This window comes from Streptomyces sp. NPDC025784, from assembly GCF_055558435.1.
The window spans coordinates 55,473-72,342 of the sequence record NZ_JBVHMN010000024.1 but is presented as its reverse complement, the minus strand read 5'-3'; the positions used below and the strand labels follow the sequence as shown (position 1 = coordinate 72,342).

Here is a 16,870-nt window from a genome sequence, read left to right as displayed (position 1 = left end):
CCGGCCGCCTTCGGAGTTGTGGCGGTCAGCGCAGCCGGCGCTCACCCGCCTCGACGGCCGCGTCCAGCGTGTTGCCGGGCGGCGGGAACGGGCAGATGAAGTGGTCGGCGAACGCGCACGGCGGGAGCACGGCACGGTTGAAGTCCACCGTCGTACGCCCCTCGTCGTCGGGCGCCGCCGGGCACAGGAACCGGAAGCGGTAGCTGCTGTCCCCGCTGGTCGTGTCGGCGAAGACGGCCCACAGCGAGCCGTCGCTCTCCACCGACACCTGGAGCGTCAGGTCCTGGTCGTCCAGGGTGAAGGCGAGGACGCCGCCGAGCCCGAGGCCGCGCGCGACGCCGTCCGCGTTCTCGACGCGCACGGTGCGGTCCTCCCCGTACGGCGTGAAGTGCCCCGGCACCGACCAGCGCGGGTCGTGAGGGGTCGCCTCGATGCCCTCGAATGCCTGGCGCGTGGGTGCGGCGGGGTCGTAGTCGCGCACGCCCCAGACTCCCTCGCGCACGAGAACGACGAACCGGCGCTCGCCGTGTCCCACACGCGCCCCGGAGGCCGGCCCGTAGTCGGCGTCGAGAACGACCTCACCGGTGAAGGGCTGTCCGTCGAGGGTGAGTCCGTCCTCGTCCACCGCCGCCAGCACGACGCCGTCGTCCTTGGCCGTCCATTGCCCGGGGATGTCCGGAAGTCGACCCTCCGGATAGTCCTCGATCCAGTGCGTGCCCGTGAGGGCGAGCGGTCCGTAGGGTTCGGCCACCGTCCTGGTGCGGTGCTCGTGCCACTGCTTCCAGTCCTCGGATGCGTCCGTCGTCATGTGATCAACCCTTCCATACGGGCTCCGGCAACCCGAGGTGTGAGCGCAACGTGGTGCCCGTGTATTCCGTGCGGAACGTGCCGCGCTCCTGGAGCAGCGGCACCACCCGGTCGACGAACTCGTCGAGGCCACCGGGAGTCGGCTGCGGTAAGAGGACGAACCCGTCGACGACGTCCGTCCGGACCAGCTCGTCGAGTTCGTCGGCGACGGCCTGCGGGGTGCCGACGAAGGACTGCCGGACGGACGCCTCGATGACGGTCTGCCGGATGGACAGGCCCTTCTCCCGCGACAGGGTCCGCCACTTCTGGGCGACCGCGAGGAGTTCGGCGGCCTCTGCCCGGCCCCGCACGAGGGTCGATCCGGGGTCCGGGTCGCTGTCGGGGAGGGGGCCGTCGGGATCGTAGGCGGAGAGGTCCACGCCCCAGATCCGTTCCAGGGCGACGATCGCGTTCTGCGGGGAGATCCGCTCTCGTCTGACCGTGGCGGCCCGTTCCTGTGCCTCGGCGGCCGTGTCACCGAGGACGACGCTGACCTCGGACATGATCCTGAGGTCCTGAGGCGCCCTGCCGTACGCGGCGAGGCGCCCCTTCACATCGGCGTGGAGCGCGCGGCTCTCCTCCGGGGTGCCGTGCCGCGTGAGCACGACGTCGGCGACGGACGCGGCGAACTCACGGTCCTGCGGCGAGTCCGCGGATCCGATGACCACAGGGTGCCCCTGCGGCGCGCGCGGCACGGTGAACTCGCCCGCGATGTCGAAATGCCGGCCCTGGTATGCGAACGGGCGGGGCGTCCCGTCGGGCGTCCAGGAGTCCCACAATTCCCGTGCGACCTGCAGGAATTCGGCGGCACGGGCCAGGGGGCCGAGCACCGTCGCGGCGGAGTCGGGAGCTTCGGGAGGGCCTGCCGGGTCCGGGTGGGCGAGGCGCCGGAAGTTCTCGGCCGTCCGGGGGTCCTGCGACGTCACCGCCTTCCAGGCCGCCCGGCCCCCGCTGAGGTGGTCGAGCGTGGCGAGTCGCCGGGCGAGTTCGTACGGTTCGTGGAAGGCCGTGCAGGCCGCTGCGGCCAGCCCGAGCCGCTCGGTCGTCGCGGCGAGCGCGCTCAGGACGGTCAGGGTCTCCGGCCGTCCCACGACGTCGAGATCGTGGATGAGTCCTTTGTGCTCGGGCAGCCGCAGTCCCTCCGCGACGAGGAGGAAGTCGAAGAGTCCGCGTTCGGCGGTGCGCGCCAGGTGGGCGAAGGAGGCGAACTCGGCCGGGGACCCGGAGCGCCGGTCGGAACGGACGGTGTCGTCGGTGCCCGGGACGTGCGCGGCGAGATGGATCTGCTTGCGTACGGTCATGACGCTCCCCCTGTCACGGCGTACTGGTTGGCGGGCCGCCCCAGCCCCAGGTGCTCCCGGAGCGTGCTGCCCGGATAGAAGGTGCGGAACAGTCCGCGGTGCTGGAGCAGCGGGACCGTTCCGTTGACGAGCCGTTCCAGGTCACGGCGCGGCTCGACGGGCGTGAGGTGGAAACCGTCGACGGCGTCGGCCCGGTGCCAGGCCGCGATCAGTTCGGCGAGGTCGACGGGGCCACCGCGGTACAGCGGGCCCTGCGCGGTCTGCCGGGGTCCGCCGCCGCCGTGGCCCGGCTCGGCGGCGCGCTCGCCGTCGCCGAGGTCGACCGAGAGGCCGGCGAGCACGCGCAGGCCGTCGGGGTCGCGTCCGGACTCGGCCGCGGCCGTCCGCAGTTCGTCGCGCACGGCACGCGCCTGCGCCGGGCCCGCGACCCGGACGAGCGCCACGTCCGCGTACCGGGTGGCCGTCCACCGGGCGTGCCGCTCGGTGGCGTCGACCACCCGCACGGGGTGGCCCTGCGGAGGGCGCGGCACGGTCGAGGGGCCCCTGACGGCGAAGGCGCTGCCCTCGAAGTCGACGTGGTGCAGCTTGTCCCGGTCGACGAAGCGGCCGGTGGCCTCGTCGCGGATCACCGCGTCGTCCTCCCAGCTGTCCCAGAGCCTGGCGGCCAGATCGGCGGCCTCCCCCGCCTCCCGCCACAGGGCGTCGGCGGGGGCGGCGTGGCGCCGGCCGAACAGCCGGGCCTCGCCCTCGGTGGTCGACACGTCGATGTGCCATCCGGCGCGGCCCCGGCTGACCCAGTCGAGGGTCGCGACGGCGGCCTGGACGTGAAAGGGCTCGGTGTGGGTGGTGGCCACGGTCGGCACCAGACCGATCCGCCGGGTGGCCGGCGCGAGCCGGGCCAGCACGGCGAGCGCGTCGAGTCCGGGCCGCACGAAGGAGTCGCCGAGCGTGACGAAGTCGAGCGCGCCGAGCTCCGCGAGCCGCACGGACTCCCCGAGGGAGGCGGCGTCGTGAACCTCCTGCCGGTCGAGGGCGGCGGCCAGATGCAGAAGCGCCCGGCCGGGCTGTGCGGTCATGACGCGGAACCTTTCGGTGGGGGTGGTGGGGTCCATCGGGCCGAAGCCGCTCGGGGCCCGTGCTCGCGGGACCCGTTCACAGGACCTTCGCGAGGAACGCCCGGGTGCGTTCGTGCGCGGGGTGCTCCAGTACGTCGTCGGGAGCGCCCTGTTCGACGATGCGGCCGTCGTCCATGAAGACCACGGTGTCGGCGACCTCGCGGGCGAACCCGATCTCGTGCGTGACGACGATCATCGTGGTTCCCCGGTGGGCCAAGTCCTTGATGACGTCGAGGACTTCGCCGACCAGTTCGGGGTCGAGGGCGGAGGTCGGCTCGTCGAAGAGGAGCAGCTTCGGTTCGAGAGCGAGGGCGCGGGCGATGGCGACGCGCTGCTGCTGGCCGCCCGAGAGCTGCTTCGGATAGGCGTCCGCCTTGTCGGCGAGCCCGACCCGGTCGAGCAGCCGGCGTGCCGCGGCGAGGGCGTCCTCACGGGACCGCTTCAGGGCGTGGACCGGCGCCTCCACGATGTTCTCCAGCACCGTGAGGTGCGGGAAGAGGTTGAAGTTCTGGAAGACGAAGCCGATCCGGGTGCGCTGTCCGAGGATCTCGCGTTCGGGCAGCTCGTACAGCTTGTCGCCGGAGCGCCGGTAGCCGACGAGCGCGCCGTCGACGCTGATCCGGCCCTGGTCGACCTTCTCCAGATGGTTGATGGTGCGCAGCAGCGTCGACTTGCCGGAGCCGGAGGGCCCGATGACGACGGTGACCTCCCCGGAGCGCACCTGGAGGTCGATGCCCTTGAGCACCTCCAGTGCACCGAAGCTCTTGCGGACGGACTTGATGTCGACCATGGCGGCGGTCCCGGCCTGGTTCGTGCCGGCCGCCGCGGCGGAGACTGCGGTCCCGCCGTTGGCCTCGTCGGGCGCGTTCATCGGTGGTGGTTCCCTTCACGGAGGACGGAGACGGGTACGGCGTCAGGCGGCGGCGCGGCGGGGCAGTGCGCGCAGGAAGTCCAGCGCGGCACGGGCCGTCGCGTCGTTCTGCCGGAAGGCCGGGCCGCCGGTGCGCGGCCGGGTGAAGGCGCCGGAACCCCGGGCGTCGGTGTGCGGACCGAGCGCGAAGCGCCGGGGGTGCGGGGTGCCGGAGGCGTCCAGGATCCGGCCGTCCGCGGGGTCGACGGCGAGCAGTCCCTCGGGGGTCGTGGCGGCTCCGTCGGCGTGCAGCTCGCGCAGCAGGGGGTCCCGGCTGCCTGCGACGGTGGGGTGGGGCAGGCGGGCCTCGACGAGTGCGCGGGCCTCGACGGTCGCGCCGGGCACGCCGGCGCCGCTCGCCCGGAAGACGTCCTGCTCGGCGGTGACGGTCATGCCGGCGCCCACGAATCTGAGGATTCCGGCCCGGGACAGGGCGAGCATCTGCCGCAGCCGCGGGCCGGGCGGGCCCGACGCCAGATAGCTGAAGAAGCCGTGCCACCACGAGCCGATGTCGCCGAGCCGGACCAGTTGGCCGTAGACCGAGAGCAGCCCGAGGAAGACCGCCAAGTCCGGGCTGTGCGTCAGATCGTGACGCCTGTTCAGGTCCTGCTCGATGTAACTGCGCAGGCCGCGCTGGAGCTCCTCGGGCGAGGCGTACCGCACTCCCTCCAGCGGATGGTCGAGGGCGGTCAGGTCCAGCCGGTCGGCGGGGTCGGGCACCGCGGCGGCCACCAGGGCCCGGATCCCGGCGGCGTCGCCGGCCGCGTACTTCGCCTCGAAGTCCGTCCACGCGGTGCGGGTGCGTCCGGGGTGCGCGGAGAACAGCCGGTGGTAGTGGGCGAAGCCCAGTTCCTTCTCGATGAGGGGCCAGACGTCCTCGCGGAAGTCGAAGCCGTCGGGGCGCGCGAGGAGCGCGTCGACCTCGGCCGGCCCGAAGAAGCGGGGCAGCGGGGGCCGTTCGCCCTCCCAGTCGTAGCCGATCTTGGAGTGGTAGGGGACGCCTCGCCGGGACCCGACGTAGAGGATGGGCTCGCGACCGGACGGGTGGTACGTCTCCCCGTCGTGGCGCCCGCCGCGTCCCTCGGTGAGGAGCACCATCAGGTCGACGAAGGCCAGTCCGAAGCCGCGCACGAGGACGGGTTCGCCGGGGGCGAGGACGGACAGGTCGCTGTCGGCGGTGAAGTCGGGTGGCAGATGGACCAGGCCGTGCTCGCGGGCATGGTCGGACAACGCACGCTGCTCGTCGTCGAGTTCGGCGTCGAGATGGCCGAGGGTCAGGACGACGAGGTCGGCGAGGAGCGGCCGGGGCCGGCCCTCCAGCCACACCTGCTGACGGCCCTCGGCGGGACCGCCGACCCGCAGGGCGCGCCGAGCGTGGTGGTGCACCCGGACGCCCGGCGGCAGCGCGGCCACGGCGCGCTCGTACACCCAGCGCAGGTAGGCGCCCTGTTGGGGCCGGTCCGCGAAGGTGCGTCCGTCCAGGCCCGCCCATTCGTGCAGGGTGGGGCCTTCGAGGACCGGGCCCGCCATGTCCACCGTCGGGTCGGTGAACATCGTGACGTCCTGGGCCTGCGAGTTCATCCACAGCAGCGGTGACTGCGCTTCGCGCCAGATGCGTCCGGCGCCGGGCGGATAGGGGTCGACGAGATGGATGTCCAGGTCCTGATCCCCGTACAGCTCCGCGGCGTTGGCGGCGATCCGCTCCAGCAGACCGGTCCCCCGCGGACCGGCTCCGACGATCACCAGCGAGGGCCTCATCGCGTGCGCTCCGAGCCGCGCGCATAGTGCTTCTCGACGTAGTACTGGCCGACGCTCAGCACGGAGGTGACGACGACGTACCAGAGCGTGGCCACCATGAGCAGCGGCATGACCTGGTAGGTGCGGTGGTACACGAGCTGCACCGAGTAGAGCAGGTCCTGAACGGCGATGACGCTGACGATGGACGTGCCCTTGAGGGTGCCGATCAGCATGTTGCCGGCCGGCGGCACGATGGAGCGCATCGCCTGCGGCAGCACGATCCTGCGCCAACGGCGCCACCGGCTCAGGCCCAGCGCCTGTGCCGCCTCGATCTGGCCGCGGTCGACGGAGAGGATGCCGCCGCGCACCACTTCGGCGGCGTACGCGGCCTCGTGCAGGGTCAGTCCGAGGACGGCGACGGTGACCGGGCCCAGCAGGTTCACCGTCTTCACGCCGAGGATCTGCGGATACAGCGCCCCGATGTTGAACCAGAACAGCAGCTGCACCAGGATCGGCATCGACCGGAAGAGCCAGACGTACCCCCAACTGACCGCCCGGAGAACGGGGTTGGTGGAGAGGCGGAACGCGGCGAGCAGGGTGCCGAGAGCGAAGCCGAGCGCCATGACGACCGCGGTCAGCCAGAGGGTGAGCCAGAGGCCGCGCAGTACGGAGGCCGAGGTGAAGTAGTCGCCGACGACGTCCCACTGGAAGGCGTCGTTGTGCGCAAGGGAGTTGAGGGCGAGCCCGAGCAGGACCAGGACCGCGACCGCGGTGGTCCACAGTCCGAGACGGCGTTGCGGGACGATGCGCAGGGGCGCCGCTTCCTGTGGTGCGGCCGCGGCGGCCTTGGTGAGGGTGTCGGAGGACATGCGAAGGCTCCGTGATACGTCGGATCGAACACGGTGGATGCCTTCACACGGAGCGCCTCGGGGCGCCGACGGCCGAGCCCCTCAGCAGGGCCGTCGATCGAGAGTACGGTGCCGTTTCCGTTCACTGTCAAGCATGTCCACACTGTGAGCCGTACGTCTCAGGCCAGTTGACGAGGAAACGGATGCCTGTTCCACTTGGCGCATGCATCCGCAGCAGTGGCTGGTCACGCGCTCCCACATCGACTTCGGTCGAGTGTGGTCCTCGTCCTGTTGAGCTGACCCCCTGCGCGCACGCCCCCTCGGGCAGTTGTCGCGTCTCGCCTTTTCCGCCGTTCTCCCGGCCTTCCCCGCCTTCACACGCGTACCCCTCCCCTCCCGGCGTCGCGCCGCACCGCGTCACGCCTTCTCGCCGCCTGCCTTCAGGAGACCGCACACGATGAGTACGTTCACGCGTACCCGAAATCGGTATTTTGCGACATTTGCTCTTCTCGCCTCCACGACACTGCTGCTCACCGCCTGCGGCTCCGGCTCGGACGGCACCGGCGGGGCGGGCACCGTCCAGGCCGCCGCCGAGGCCGACAAGATCCCCACCACGGACGTCGTCTCGGCCGTCCGCAAGGACGAGGCCGCGGCTCGGCTGCTGCCGGCCGGCACCACCTCGCTCACCGTCGGGGTCAGCATCTCCGGCGCACCGCCCGGCACCACCTACCTCACCGACGGGAAGACCCTGACCGGCCAGGACGTCGACTTCGCGAACGCGGTCGCGAAGACGCTCGGCATCGAACTGAAGCAGGAGTCCGCGAGTTTCGAGGCGATCCTGCCGGCCCTGGGCAGCGGCAAGTACGACGTCGGCGCCAGCAACTTCGGCGTCACCGACGAACGCCGCCGGACCATCGACTTCGTCACGTACATCAACGACGGCCAGGGCTTCGCCACCCGCGCCGACAGCAAGCTCTCGAAGATCACCGAACTGACGCAGCTGTGCGGCCTGAACGTCGCGACCGCCGCGGGGACGACCTTCGAGGCGACGCTGGAGGAGAACAAGAAGGCCTGCGCCGAGGCCGGCAAGAAGCCGTACAAGGTGCAGACGTACAGCGAGCAGGGCGCCATCTGGTCGTCACTGCAACAGGGCCGCAGCGACATCGTGATGAGCACCATCAACGGCCTGCGCTACGCCGTCGCCCACCAGCAGGGCGTGAAGTTCCTCAACGAGTTCCACCGCCTCGACGTCGGCTTCGCCTTCAAGAAGGGCACGAAACTGGCGCCCGCCTTCCGGGCCGCGGTGAACAAGCTCATCGCCGACGGGACGTACGCGAAGATCCTCGACAAGTGGGGGACGACCGGCTCGGCCATCGAGACGTCGCGGATCTCGCCGCCGGAACTGAAGGACTGAATCAACTCACCGCTGCTGCGGAGCACTTGGCCGCTCCGCGCGACACACCTCCCCCGCCCCTGTCTCAGGTCATGCCCGACCCGCGGCAAGGGCGGGGCGCGTGTCCCGCGGCAAGGACGGGGGCGTGTCCGACCCGCGGCGAGAGCGAGAGGCGTGTCCGACCGCGGCAGGAACCGGTGCATGTCCAACCCGACGACAGGGGCCGGGGCACGCCCCCGACCCGCGGCGAGCACGCGGCTCACTCCCGCCCGCGGGCCCTCACAGCCCGCAGTCGCAGCACGAGCAGCATTCACAGCACTCGCAGCACTGGCAGGCCTCGCAGCAGTTGCAGTCGCAGTCACAGTCGCTGAGGCAGCCCTCGCGCTTCTTGCGCGACCAGGGACCCTCGTACTCCTCGGCGCAGCAGACCTTGCAGGTGCAGCACAGGCCGATCGCGGCGGCGCACCCGGCCCAGAAGCCGCGCTTTCCGGGACCGGGCGGCTGGAAGGAGGGTCCGCCGCCGAAGGGGTTGCCGCCACCGGCGTACGGGTTCTGTGGATCGTAGGGACCGTGCGGGGCGTGGGGGCTCTGCGGGCCGTAGGGGCCGCCGTGCTGGGGCGGCCCGAACGAACCCTCGGCCGGATGCACACCGCCGGCCGGACCGGTCGGCGGCGCCAGGACGCCACCCGCCCCGTGCGCGCCGTCCGCCGTGTGCCCGCACGCGGACGAGCCGAACGCGCGGTCCACCGACCGGCCCAGCTCGTGCGCCAGCAGCAGATGCGCCAGCTTGCCGTCGGTGAACCGGACCTCGCGCAGCGCGAGCCGGATCCCGCGCAGGGCGTCGTCGGCGAGCCGCCGCGCCTCGGTGAGCGACGTCCCGGTGGCCGTGAGCGGGTTCCACGCTCCCGACGCGGCGTCAGTTTCCCTGTCCTCGACGGCGTCCAGCAGATGCGCCAGCCGTCCGAAGAGCCGTCCCGCCTCGGCGAGCGGCTCCGCGTTGCCGGGCCGGCCGGCGAGTACGGCGGTGTGCGCGAAGGCCGCGGCCGTGGCGGTCTCGGTCGGTTCGGTGACGGTGAGCAGCGGCGTTCCGGGCCCGGCCAGCGCCTCGATGCCGATCTGCCGGTCCACGGCGTCGACGAGCACGGCGGTGTCGAAGCCGACGTCGGAACCGGTGCGCGCGCCGGCCCTGCCCCAGCTCGCGGCGACCCGGCGGGCGGCGAGCGCCACGGGCCGGCGCGCCAACAGCCCGTCCCCGTCGGCCACGTGGTCGCGGACCTTCGCCGAGGCGAGCACCAGCGAGACGGCGGCGGCCAGGCGAGCCCCCTCGCCCTGGGCGACGGAGGCGGTGCGCATGCCGCGCAGCGGGCAGGGCCCGGCGGTCCGGCGCCATCCCGTCGCCCGCTCCGCCTGAGCCTCCGTCAGAACGGATATCAGCAGACCGTCATAGTTCGTGACGATCCGCGCGAACTGCCCGTGGTCACCGCGCAGCGCGAGGCACAGCCCGCACAGGTGGGCCATCCACTGGGTCTTGAGCCCTTCACCGAGACGGTGGCTACAGGGCCTCACGATTCCGAACACGACACTCCCCCGTGACACGTACGACGTTGAGCGGCGGCATCCTAACGACCACTCCGTTCACCCGTACGCACCGACCGTCACCCGAACGCCGTGGCAAATCATATTTCACTCTCAGTCAGCAGCCGTACACAGCAAGACCCTTGGGATACCGGGGCTCTCGACGGATTCGCTGTGCACCAGTACCGTCACGAAACCCCCGCGCGGCGTCTATCCACTTGGCGCGACATCCGCATCATGGACGACCATGGGGATGCGGAAAGCACGAAAGACCGCTGTGAGAGGAGGCGTCCATGGGATCGGTGCGCAAGGCGAGTGCCTGGCTTGGCCTCGTCGACGACAACGATGACGAGCGTTACTACGACGACGACTACGCCGAGGGACAGGAGTCCGGCGAGGCCTGGGTCACCGACCCGCGGGTGAAGGTCGCGTCCGAGACGGCGGAGGAGAAGGGCCGCCGGATCGGCACGGTCACCCCGGACAGCTTCCGGGACGCGCGCGGCATCGGCGAGCTCTTCCGGGACGGCGTCCCGGTGATCATCAACCTCACGTCCATGGAGCCCGCCGACGCCAAGCGCGTGGTGGACTTCGCGGCCGGCCTGACCTTCGGCCTGCGCGGCACGATCGAGCGGGTCGCCACCCGGGTCTTCCTGCTGACCCCCGCCAACACGGAGATCGTCAGCGGCGAGGCCGCGGGCCGTCAGACGGACGGTTTCTTCAACCAGAGCTGAGGCAGGGCCGCTCACCGGCCCTGCCCCACGGGGTCCCCAGGGCTCTACCGGAAGGCGTCGAGTCCGGTGAGCGCCTTGCCCAGCACGAGTTGGTGCATCTCGACGGTGCCCTCGTAGGTGAGCACCGACTCCAGATTCGTGGCGTGCCGCATCACGGGGTATTCGAGCGAGATTCCGTTGGCGCCGAGGATCGTCCGCGCGGTGCGGCAGATCTCGATCGCCTCCCGCACGTTGTTGAGTTTGCCGAAACTGACCTGTTCGGGACGGAGCCGTCCCGCGTCCATGCGCCGCCCGAGGTGGTGGGCGAGCAGAATTCCCTTGTGCAGCTCGACCGCCATGTCGGCGAGCTTCGCCTGGGTCAGCTGGAAGCCGCCGATGGGCCGGCCGAACTGCTCGCGCGTCTTCGCGTACTCGACGGCGGCCTCGAAACTGGCCCGCGCCGCGCCCATGGCGCCCCACACGATCCCGTAGCGGGCGTGCGAGAGACAGCTGAGCGGTCCCTTCAGCCCGACGACGTCCGGCAGCACGGCGTCGGCGGGCAGCCGTACGTCGTCCAGGACGAGCTCGCTGGTGACGCTCGCCCGCAGCGACCACTTGTGCTTGATCTCGGGCGCGGAGAAGCCGGGCGCGTCGGTGGGGACGACGAAGCCGCGGATTCCGTCGTCCGTCTGGGCCCAGACCACGGCGACCCCGGCGACGGACCCGTTGGTGATCCACATCTTCCGGCCGTTGAGGACCCAGTCGCCGCCGTCACGCTTGGCGTGGGTGCGCATGGAGGCGGGGTCGGAGCCGTGGTCGGGCTCGGTGAGCCCGAAGCACCCGATGATCTCTCCGGAGGCCATCCGCGGCAGCCAGTTCTGCTTCTGCTCCTCGCTGCCGAACCGGTGGATGGCGTACATGGCGAGGGAGCCCTGCACGGAGACGAGGGAACGGATGCCGGAGTCGGCGGCCTCCAGTTCCAGGCAGGCGAGACCGTACTGCACCGCGGACGCCCCGGCGCACCCGTACCCCTGGAGCGACATGCCGAGTGCCCCGATGGCGCCGAGCTCGCGCGCCAGCTCCCGGATTCCGGGCAGCTCGCCCTTCTCGTACCACTCGGCGACGTGCGGCAGCACCCGGTCGGCCGCCCAGGTCCGCACGGTGTCGCGGACGGCGAGGTCCTCCGGGTCCAGCAGGTCGTCGATGCCGAGCGGGTCGGCGGGGTCGAAGGGCGGGAGCTTCGAGGACGCGGACATGAGGCAGCCTCCGGCACGCTAAAACTAGCAGTGTTAGTTACGACGTCGCGGCCGACGTTACGACGCAGTGTCCCGCACGTCCAGGGGCCCTCCCCACACGACCACGAACACGAACGCACGGCCACGCGTCACGAACGCAGGGCCACGCGGCACGGGCACGCGCCCTGCCGGAAGACCCGCACGGGCCCGCGGGCGGAGCCGGAGGGCACACGGGCCGGCGGGCAGAGCCGGTGGGCGCAGGGGCGGGGAGAGCTACGCGGTCACACGGGACTCGGCGACCTCGCGGGGTGCCGGGATCTCCGCCGGACCCGCCGCCGGAGCCGGGCACTCCATGACCCGCGGCAGCCGCAGCGCCATCACCGCGCCCAGCATCAGCAGGCCCGCGCTGACCAGCAGGGTCACATGCAGTCCGTGCACGAAGGAGTCCCGCGCGGCATGCCGAAGGGCCGCGCCGGGCGCCCCGCCGAGCCGCCCGGCGACCTCGTACGCCTCCCCGAGCGAGTGCCCCGCCGCGGTCGAGTCGGCGGCCGGAACCCCGGGAACCGACGAGAGCCCCGGCTTGTACGCGGCGTTCATCACGCTCCCCAGCAGGGCGATCCCGATGCCCGCACCCAGCTGGTACGAGGTCTCGCCGATGGCGGCGGCCCCACCGGCCTGCGCGGGCGGCGCCTCGCTCAGCATCGACTCGTACGCCCCGAAGAGCGTGGTCTCCAGGCCGAAACCGAGCAGCACGAAGCCGAAGAGCAGCAGCCCTGTGTTGTCGTTCCCGCCCATCGCGGTCAGCGTGACGACCGCGGCGGCGGTCAGGCAGAAGCCGAGGCTGACCATCGTGCGCGGGCCGAACCGCCGCAGCATCTTCGCCCCGGCGAGCCCGGCGGCCATCGCCGCGACGGTGAGCGGCAGCAGCCGCAGCCCCGTCTCCAGCGGCGAGAGGCCGAGCACGAGCTGGAGGTACTGCGCCGCGATCAGCTCCAGACCGACCAGGGCGAGCATGGCGAGGACGATGCATCCCACCGAGGTGCTGAACGCGGGCCGCGCGAACATCCGCAGGTCGACCAGCGGATGCGCACGCCGCCGCTGGCGCCGGACGAAGCCGGCCAGCAGCGCCCCGCCCAGGAGCAGGGGGCCCAGCGTGAGCGGGCCGAACGGGGCCTCCCCGCCGCCGAGCCGCTTCACGCCGAGGACGAGCCCGAAGAGTCCGGCGGCGGCCATCAGGGCTCCGACGATGTCCCAGGGACCGTTGCGGTCGCCCTTCGACTCGGGCAGCAGCATCCGTCCGATCGGCAGGCTGACCAGCATCAACGGGATGTTGACCAGGAAGACGGACCCCCACCAGAAGTGTTCGAGGAGGAAGCCGCCGAGCAGCGGTCCCACCGCCGCGCCCACGGCGGCGACCGCGCTCCAGATGCCGATCGCCAGGGCCCGCTCCCGCCGGTCGGGGAAGACCTGGCGCAGGATCGAGAGCGTGGCGGGCATGATCATCGCGCCGCCGACGCCGAGCAGGGCCCGCGCGAAGATCAGGAGCTGCGCGCTGTCGGCGCAGGCAGCGACGGCCGAGGCGACGCCGAAGAGGGCGTAGCCGAGCAGGAGGACGCGTCGGCGGCCGACGCGGTCGCCGAGCGTGCCGAACAGTATGAGGAGCGAGGCGCAGACCAGCGGATAGATGTCGACGATCCAGAGCAGCTCTATCGCGCCGGGCCTGAGGTCCTCGGTGACGGCGGGCACCGCGACGTGCAGCACCGTGGCGTCGAGCGCCACCAGCAGCAGACTGACGCACAGGACGACGAGCACGACCCAGCGGTTGGCACCGGCCCCGGTCTCCCGACGGCATCGCGCAGCGGCCGTGGTCGTCCCGGACATGTACGTACCTCCCAGATGTTCCCTCGCGTTCGGCGGAAACCTCAGGGTGGGGACTCCCTGGGGCTGTGGCCTGGGGGAGCGGAGTCCCGGCCCACGCAACAAAGGCGAGTGAGCGGCCCACAGTACGCGAGTTCCCGGTGATGACGCGTGGCAGACCTCTCACGTTCTTCCCGCATTGCGTGTGGCGTGCGCCACGCTCCCCTCGGAGCACCACGCCCCGCCGGGCCCGACGGTTCCGGGCGACATCGATAATCGAGCCCGTGACCGATCTTGAGACACCTGTCGCGACGCCGCCCCGCGCGGGCGCCCTGCGCCGCGCGGCCCCCGCCCTCCTCGGGTACGCGGGCGTCCGCGCGCTGGGGCTCGTGGTCCTCGCCGCGTGGAGCGCGGCGAACGGCAAGAGCGCGCACATCCTGCTCACAGCCCGCTGGGACGCGCTCTGGTACACCCGTGTCGCCGACCTCGGCTACGGCTGGGAGGTGCGGCTTCCGAACGGCGACGTGCACTCGAACCTCGCCTTCTTCCCGCTGCTGCCCTGGCTGGAACGTCTGGGCTCGGCCCTCACGCCATTGTCGTCCGCGGACGCGGGTCTGCTGGTGAGCACGGTGGCCTCGCTCGCCGCGGCCTGGGGGATCTTCGCCGTCGCGGAGCATGTGTACGGGCGGCGGGCGGGCGTCTGCGCCGTGCTGGTGTGGGCGGTGCTGCCGATCGGTGTCGTGCAGTCGATGGCGTACAGCGAGTCATTGTTCACGGCGCTCGCCGCCTGGTCGCTGTACGCGGTGCTGACCGGCCGCTGGGTCACGGCGGGCCTGCTCGCCGCGCTCGCGGGGCTGACCCGGCCGGTGGGGGTGGCGGTGGTCGCGGCCGTCTGGGTGACGGCGGTCATGTCGTTCGTACGGGACCGAAGCGCACCCGGCCCGGACGGCGCACCCCGGTGGCGACGCGCCCTCGGCATGCTTCTCGCGCCGCTCGGCGCCGCCGGCTATGTGCTCTGGGTCGGCCGTCGCACGGGCAAGGGCCCGCTCGGCTATCTCGACGTGCAGGCGGGCTGGCGCAACGGCTTCGACGGCGGCTACGCCTTCGCGCGCTTCGTGGCCGACAAGTTCACGTCCTTCCCGTCGGCCCTGGCCGGCGTCGGACTGATCGTCGGCGTCGCGCTGGTCGTCTGGCTGTACGTGACGTGCGTGCGCCAGGGGCAGCCGCTGCCGCTCCTGGTGTACTCGGGCGTCGTCACCGCGCTCGCCCTGTGCGCGTCGAGCTACTTCGGCTCGAAACCGCGCCTCCTGCTGCCCGCCTTCCCTCTTCTGCTGCCCCTCGCCCTGGCCCTGTCCCGGCTGCGTACGTCCAGGTCGGCGGCGGTCCTGGGTGGCGTGGCGGCGGCTTCCGCGGTCTACGGCGCCTTCTGGCTGAACGGCTCCGGTCCGCCATGATCGACTCCCGGACGCCCGGTGAGCTGCCGGACAATTCCAGCCCAGCATTCGGTGAACGAATATATAAGCGTCATAAAACCGAACCACGGACGGATCAATGGAATTACGAAGTCCACTCTCCGAGGATTAGACATTCATAGAAAATAAACACGGACCTGAGAGGAATCCCACATCACATCGTCATCACAAAGCGAGTGATTCGGCCTGGAACGCAGCTCACTCGCTGTAACGTCGATTGAGTGCGTACCGAACGAAACCTGACCCGTCTGGACCGGGTCTTCGCCCGGCTCGACCGTGAACCTGAACGGCCGGCCCACATCGACGTGCCGAGGATGAGCCGGCACAGGGTCGTGCTGTTCGCTGCGACCCTGGCCTTCTACCTGGCCATCGTGTGGGCCGTCGCCATCACTTCATGGCTGGTCAGATTCGACTGGCAGGTCATGTTCTTCCGGCCCTACCAGCAATGGCCGGAGATCCACGCGTTCCTGGACTACTACGTGGTGCTCGGCCAGCGCGGCCCCACCGCCGTGATGGTCGCCGCCTGGCTGGGCTGGCGCTCCTGGCGGCAGCACACCCTGCGCCCGCTGCTCACGCTGGGCGCCTCGCTGCTGCTCCTCAACATCACGGTCGGCGCCGCCAAGTTGGGCATGGGGCGCCTCGGCCCCCACTACGCCATCACCATCGGCTCGAACGAGATGGGCCTGGGCGGCGATATATTTCCTTCGGGTCACACCGCCAACGCCGTTGTGACCTGGGGCATCCTGGCCTATCTGGCCTCGACCCCACGGGCCCGGCGCTGGCTGTCCGCGCTTTCCGCGGTGACGTCGCTCGGCGTCGGTCTGACCACCGTGTACCTCGGCACGCACTGGCTGAGCGACGTACTCCTCGGCTGGGCCGCGGGTCTGCTGATCCTGCTGGCGCTGCCCTGGTGCGAGCCGCTGATCGCCCGCGCCGAGGCCGGGATCTTCTCGCTGCGCGACTCCTGGCGTGCCCGTCGCGGCGGTGTCGTGCCCGCTCCCGCGGCCTCGCCGGTCGGCGCCCCCGCCATGGTGCCGCACCCCGCCACCGCGGACGGCGACGTCCCCGCGCGGGAGCCGGCCGCCTCCGTCCGCGCGCCCCGAGCGCCGGTGTACCTGGCTCCCGGCCCGCACACGGCCCGCTCGGAGCGCACCCCGGTCACCCCGGTCGGCAGCCGCCGCCCGCCGCACGCCGACCGGGTGGCACGCTCGGCCACCACCTCGGCCCGCCCCCTGACGGGCGGCTGAGGACAACCGAACGGCGGGGCCGGTACGCACACCTGTCCCCGCACCGCGAAGGCCCCCGGCTCCTGACAGCCGGGGGCCTTCGTGCGTCGGCCGGGTCTCCTGCCGGGACCGCCGGGTCCCGTCGGCGTGGTGCCGTCAGCCCTTCCAGCAGCGCGTGACCCTGTCGTCCGTGACCTCGAAGTTCAGCCGCCCCACGAGGTACTCCATGGTGATGATCGCGCCCGGGGGCAGTGAGCGCACCGTGGTCCAGCCGTGCTCCCGGGCACGGCGCTCGGCGCTGCTCGCCTCCAGTCCTACGTAACTCTCCGGACTGTCCTGGGGCTCTGCGGAATGAGGGGGAATGGGTGCCATGACGGCCACGTTAGGCGGCGTCGCCCCGGCCGGGGAAGTCCGGATCGCCACCCAGCGTCACCCATACCCCTCCGGTCACACTTCTGTCACAGGATCACGACACGCGTTTCGGCCGAACTCCGTCACACGCACGAGGGGATCCCTACGCGTTCTGCACTCCTTCGAACGTAATTCGGAACCGGCGTGACACCGTCCCGAACGGCTCGATGGAATGTGCGGATCCAATGTCTCGGCACGGACTTTCCATTCCGATTCCCGGGCCCGCCGTGGAAT

Annotated in this window: 14 protein-coding genes; 4 read left to right on the top strand and 10 right to left on the bottom strand. The window is 71.6% G+C overall.

Annotated elements, in window-relative coordinates:
• Positions 1-25: 25 nt before the first annotated feature.
• From ACZ4IF_RS38295 to ACZ4IF_RS38270, 6 genes are all read right to left on the bottom strand, one after another.
• On the bottom strand, positions 26-808 hold the full coding sequence (locus ACZ4IF_RS38295) for a DUF1684 domain-containing protein (RefSeq protein ID WP_467571791.1): 783 nt from the start codon (positions 806-808) through the stop codon (positions 26-28).
• 4 nt (positions 809-812) lie between these two features.
• A complete protein-coding gene (locus ACZ4IF_RS38290) occupies positions 813-2,147 on the bottom strand; it encodes an NtaA/DmoA family FMN-dependent monooxygenase (protein WP_467571788.1) in 1,335 nt (444 codons plus the stop codon).
• The gene (locus tag ACZ4IF_RS38285) at positions 2,144-3,223 is read right to left on the bottom strand and encodes an LLM class flavin-dependent oxidoreductase (protein ID WP_467571785.1); all 1,080 of its coding nucleotides are present in this window, start codon (positions 3,221-3,223) and stop codon (positions 2,144-2,146) included. Before ACZ4IF_RS38285 ends, ACZ4IF_RS38290 begins: the two co-directional genes overlap by 4 nt.
• 76 nt (positions 3,224-3,299) lie before the next feature.
• Positions 3,300-4,052 carry an amino acid ABC transporter ATP-binding protein gene (locus tag ACZ4IF_RS38280; protein ID WP_467571998.1) on the bottom strand — a complete coding sequence of 251 codons (753 nt, stop codon included), beginning with the start codon at positions 4,050-4,052 and terminating at the stop codon, positions 3,300-3,302.
• A gap of 123 nt (positions 4,053-4,175) precedes the next feature.
• Positions 4,176-5,930, bottom strand: a complete 1,755-nt coding sequence (locus ACZ4IF_RS38275) for an FAD/NAD(P)-binding protein (protein WP_467571782.1) — start codon at positions 5,928-5,930, stop codon at positions 4,176-4,178.
• Positions 5,927-6,778 (bottom strand): amino acid ABC transporter permease, encoded by an 852-nt coding sequence (locus tag ACZ4IF_RS38270; protein WP_467571779.1) that lies wholly within the window; start codon positions 6,776-6,778, stop codon positions 5,927-5,929. The genes ACZ4IF_RS38275 and ACZ4IF_RS38270 overlap by 4 nt, the downstream gene beginning before the upstream one ends.
• Before the next feature lie 436 nt (positions 6,779-7,214).
• Here ACZ4IF_RS38270 and ACZ4IF_RS38265 point away from each other — a divergent pair, with 436 nt between their 5' ends.
• Complete coding sequence (locus ACZ4IF_RS38265) at positions 7,215-8,171, top strand: ABC transporter substrate-binding protein (RefSeq protein WP_467571777.1); 957 nt, start codon at positions 7,215-7,217, stop codon at positions 8,169-8,171.
• Between the two features lie 258 nt (positions 8,172-8,429).
• Here the strand turns inward: ACZ4IF_RS38265 and ACZ4IF_RS38260 are convergent, their stop codons facing one another.
• A complete protein-coding gene (locus ACZ4IF_RS38260; protein WP_467571774.1) occupies positions 8,430-9,728 on the bottom strand; it encodes a DUF5685 family protein in 1,299 nt (432 codons plus the stop codon).
• Positions 9,729-10,018: 290 nt separating this feature from the next.
• Here ACZ4IF_RS38260 and ACZ4IF_RS38255 point away from each other — a divergent pair, with 290 nt between their 5' ends.
• Positions 10,019-10,456 (top strand): cell division protein SepF, encoded by a 438-nt coding sequence (locus ACZ4IF_RS38255; protein ID WP_028805261.1) that lies wholly within the window; start codon positions 10,019-10,021, stop codon positions 10,454-10,456.
• A 44-nt stretch (positions 10,457-10,500) separates the two neighbouring features.
• Here the strand turns inward: ACZ4IF_RS38255 and ACZ4IF_RS38250 are convergent, their stop codons facing one another.
• Positions 10,501-11,691 (bottom strand): acyl-CoA dehydrogenase family protein, encoded by a 1,191-nt coding sequence (locus ACZ4IF_RS38250; RefSeq protein ID WP_467571770.1) that lies wholly within the window; start codon positions 11,689-11,691, stop codon positions 10,501-10,503.
• 252 nt (positions 11,692-11,943) lie between these two features.
• Complete coding sequence (locus tag ACZ4IF_RS38245) at positions 11,944-13,551, bottom strand: MFS transporter (RefSeq protein WP_467571767.1); 1,608 nt, start codon at positions 13,549-13,551, stop codon at positions 11,944-11,946.
• 260 nt (positions 13,552-13,811) lie between these two features.
• On the opposite strand from ACZ4IF_RS38245, the gene ACZ4IF_RS38240 reads away from it, so the two are divergent.
• Complete coding sequence (locus ACZ4IF_RS38240) at positions 13,812-14,981, top strand: glycosyltransferase family 39 protein (RefSeq protein ID WP_467571765.1); 1,170 nt, start codon at positions 13,812-13,814, stop codon at positions 14,979-14,981.
• 239 nt (positions 14,982-15,220) lie between these two features.
• A complete protein-coding gene (locus ACZ4IF_RS38235) occupies positions 15,221-16,246 on the top strand; it encodes a phosphatase PAP2 family protein (RefSeq protein WP_467571762.1) in 1,026 nt (341 codons plus the stop codon).
• Positions 16,247-16,381: 135 nt separating this feature from the next.
• Here the strand turns inward: ACZ4IF_RS38235 and ACZ4IF_RS38230 are convergent, their stop codons facing one another.
• Positions 16,382-16,597: an I78 family peptidase inhibitor gene (locus ACZ4IF_RS38230; RefSeq protein WP_359492702.1), complete on the bottom strand. Its 216-nt coding sequence runs from the start codon at positions 16,595-16,597 to the stop codon at positions 16,382-16,384.
• Positions 16,598-16,870 lie beyond the last annotated feature (273 nt).

Excerpts from the sequence above, each read along its gene's own strand:
- ACZ4IF_RS38295 (WP_467571791.1), bottom strand. The coding sequence starts at position 808 with ATGACGACGGACGCATCCGAGGACTGGAAGCAGTGGCACGAGCACCGC.
- ACZ4IF_RS38290 (WP_467571788.1), bottom strand. The coding sequence starts at position 2,147 with ATGACCGTACGCAAGCAGATCCATCTCGCCGCGCACGTCCCGGGCACC.
- ACZ4IF_RS38285 (WP_467571785.1), bottom strand. The coding sequence starts at position 3,223 with ATGACCGCACAGCCCGGCCGGGCGCTTCTGCATCTGGCCGCCGCCCTC.
- ACZ4IF_RS38280 (WP_467571998.1), bottom strand. The coding sequence starts at position 4,052 with ATGGTCGACATCAAGTCCGTCCGCAAGAGCTTCGGTGCACTGGAGGTG.
- ACZ4IF_RS38275 (WP_467571782.1), bottom strand. The coding sequence starts at position 5,930 with ATGAGGCCCTCGCTGGTGATCGTCGGAGCCGGTCCGCGGGGGACCGGT.
- ACZ4IF_RS38270 (WP_467571779.1), bottom strand. The coding sequence starts at position 6,778 with ATGTCCTCCGACACCCTCACCAAGGCCGCCGCGGCCGCACCACAGGAA.
- ACZ4IF_RS38265 (WP_467571777.1), top strand. The coding sequence starts at position 7,215 with ATGAGTACGTTCACGCGTACCCGAAATCGGTATTTTGCGACATTTGCT.
- ACZ4IF_RS38255 (WP_028805261.1), top strand. The coding sequence starts at position 10,019 with ATGGGATCGGTGCGCAAGGCGAGTGCCTGGCTTGGCCTCGTCGACGAC.
- ACZ4IF_RS38250 (WP_467571770.1), bottom strand. The coding sequence starts at position 11,691 with ATGTCCGCGTCCTCGAAGCTCCCGCCCTTCGACCCCGCCGACCCGCTC.
- ACZ4IF_RS38245 (WP_467571767.1), bottom strand. The coding sequence starts at position 13,551 with ATGTCCGGGACGACCACGGCCGCTGCGCGATGCCGTCGGGAGACCGGG.
- ACZ4IF_RS38230 (WP_359492702.1), bottom strand. The coding sequence starts at position 16,597 with ATGGCACCCATTCCCCCTCATTCCGCAGAGCCCCAGGACAGTCCGGAG.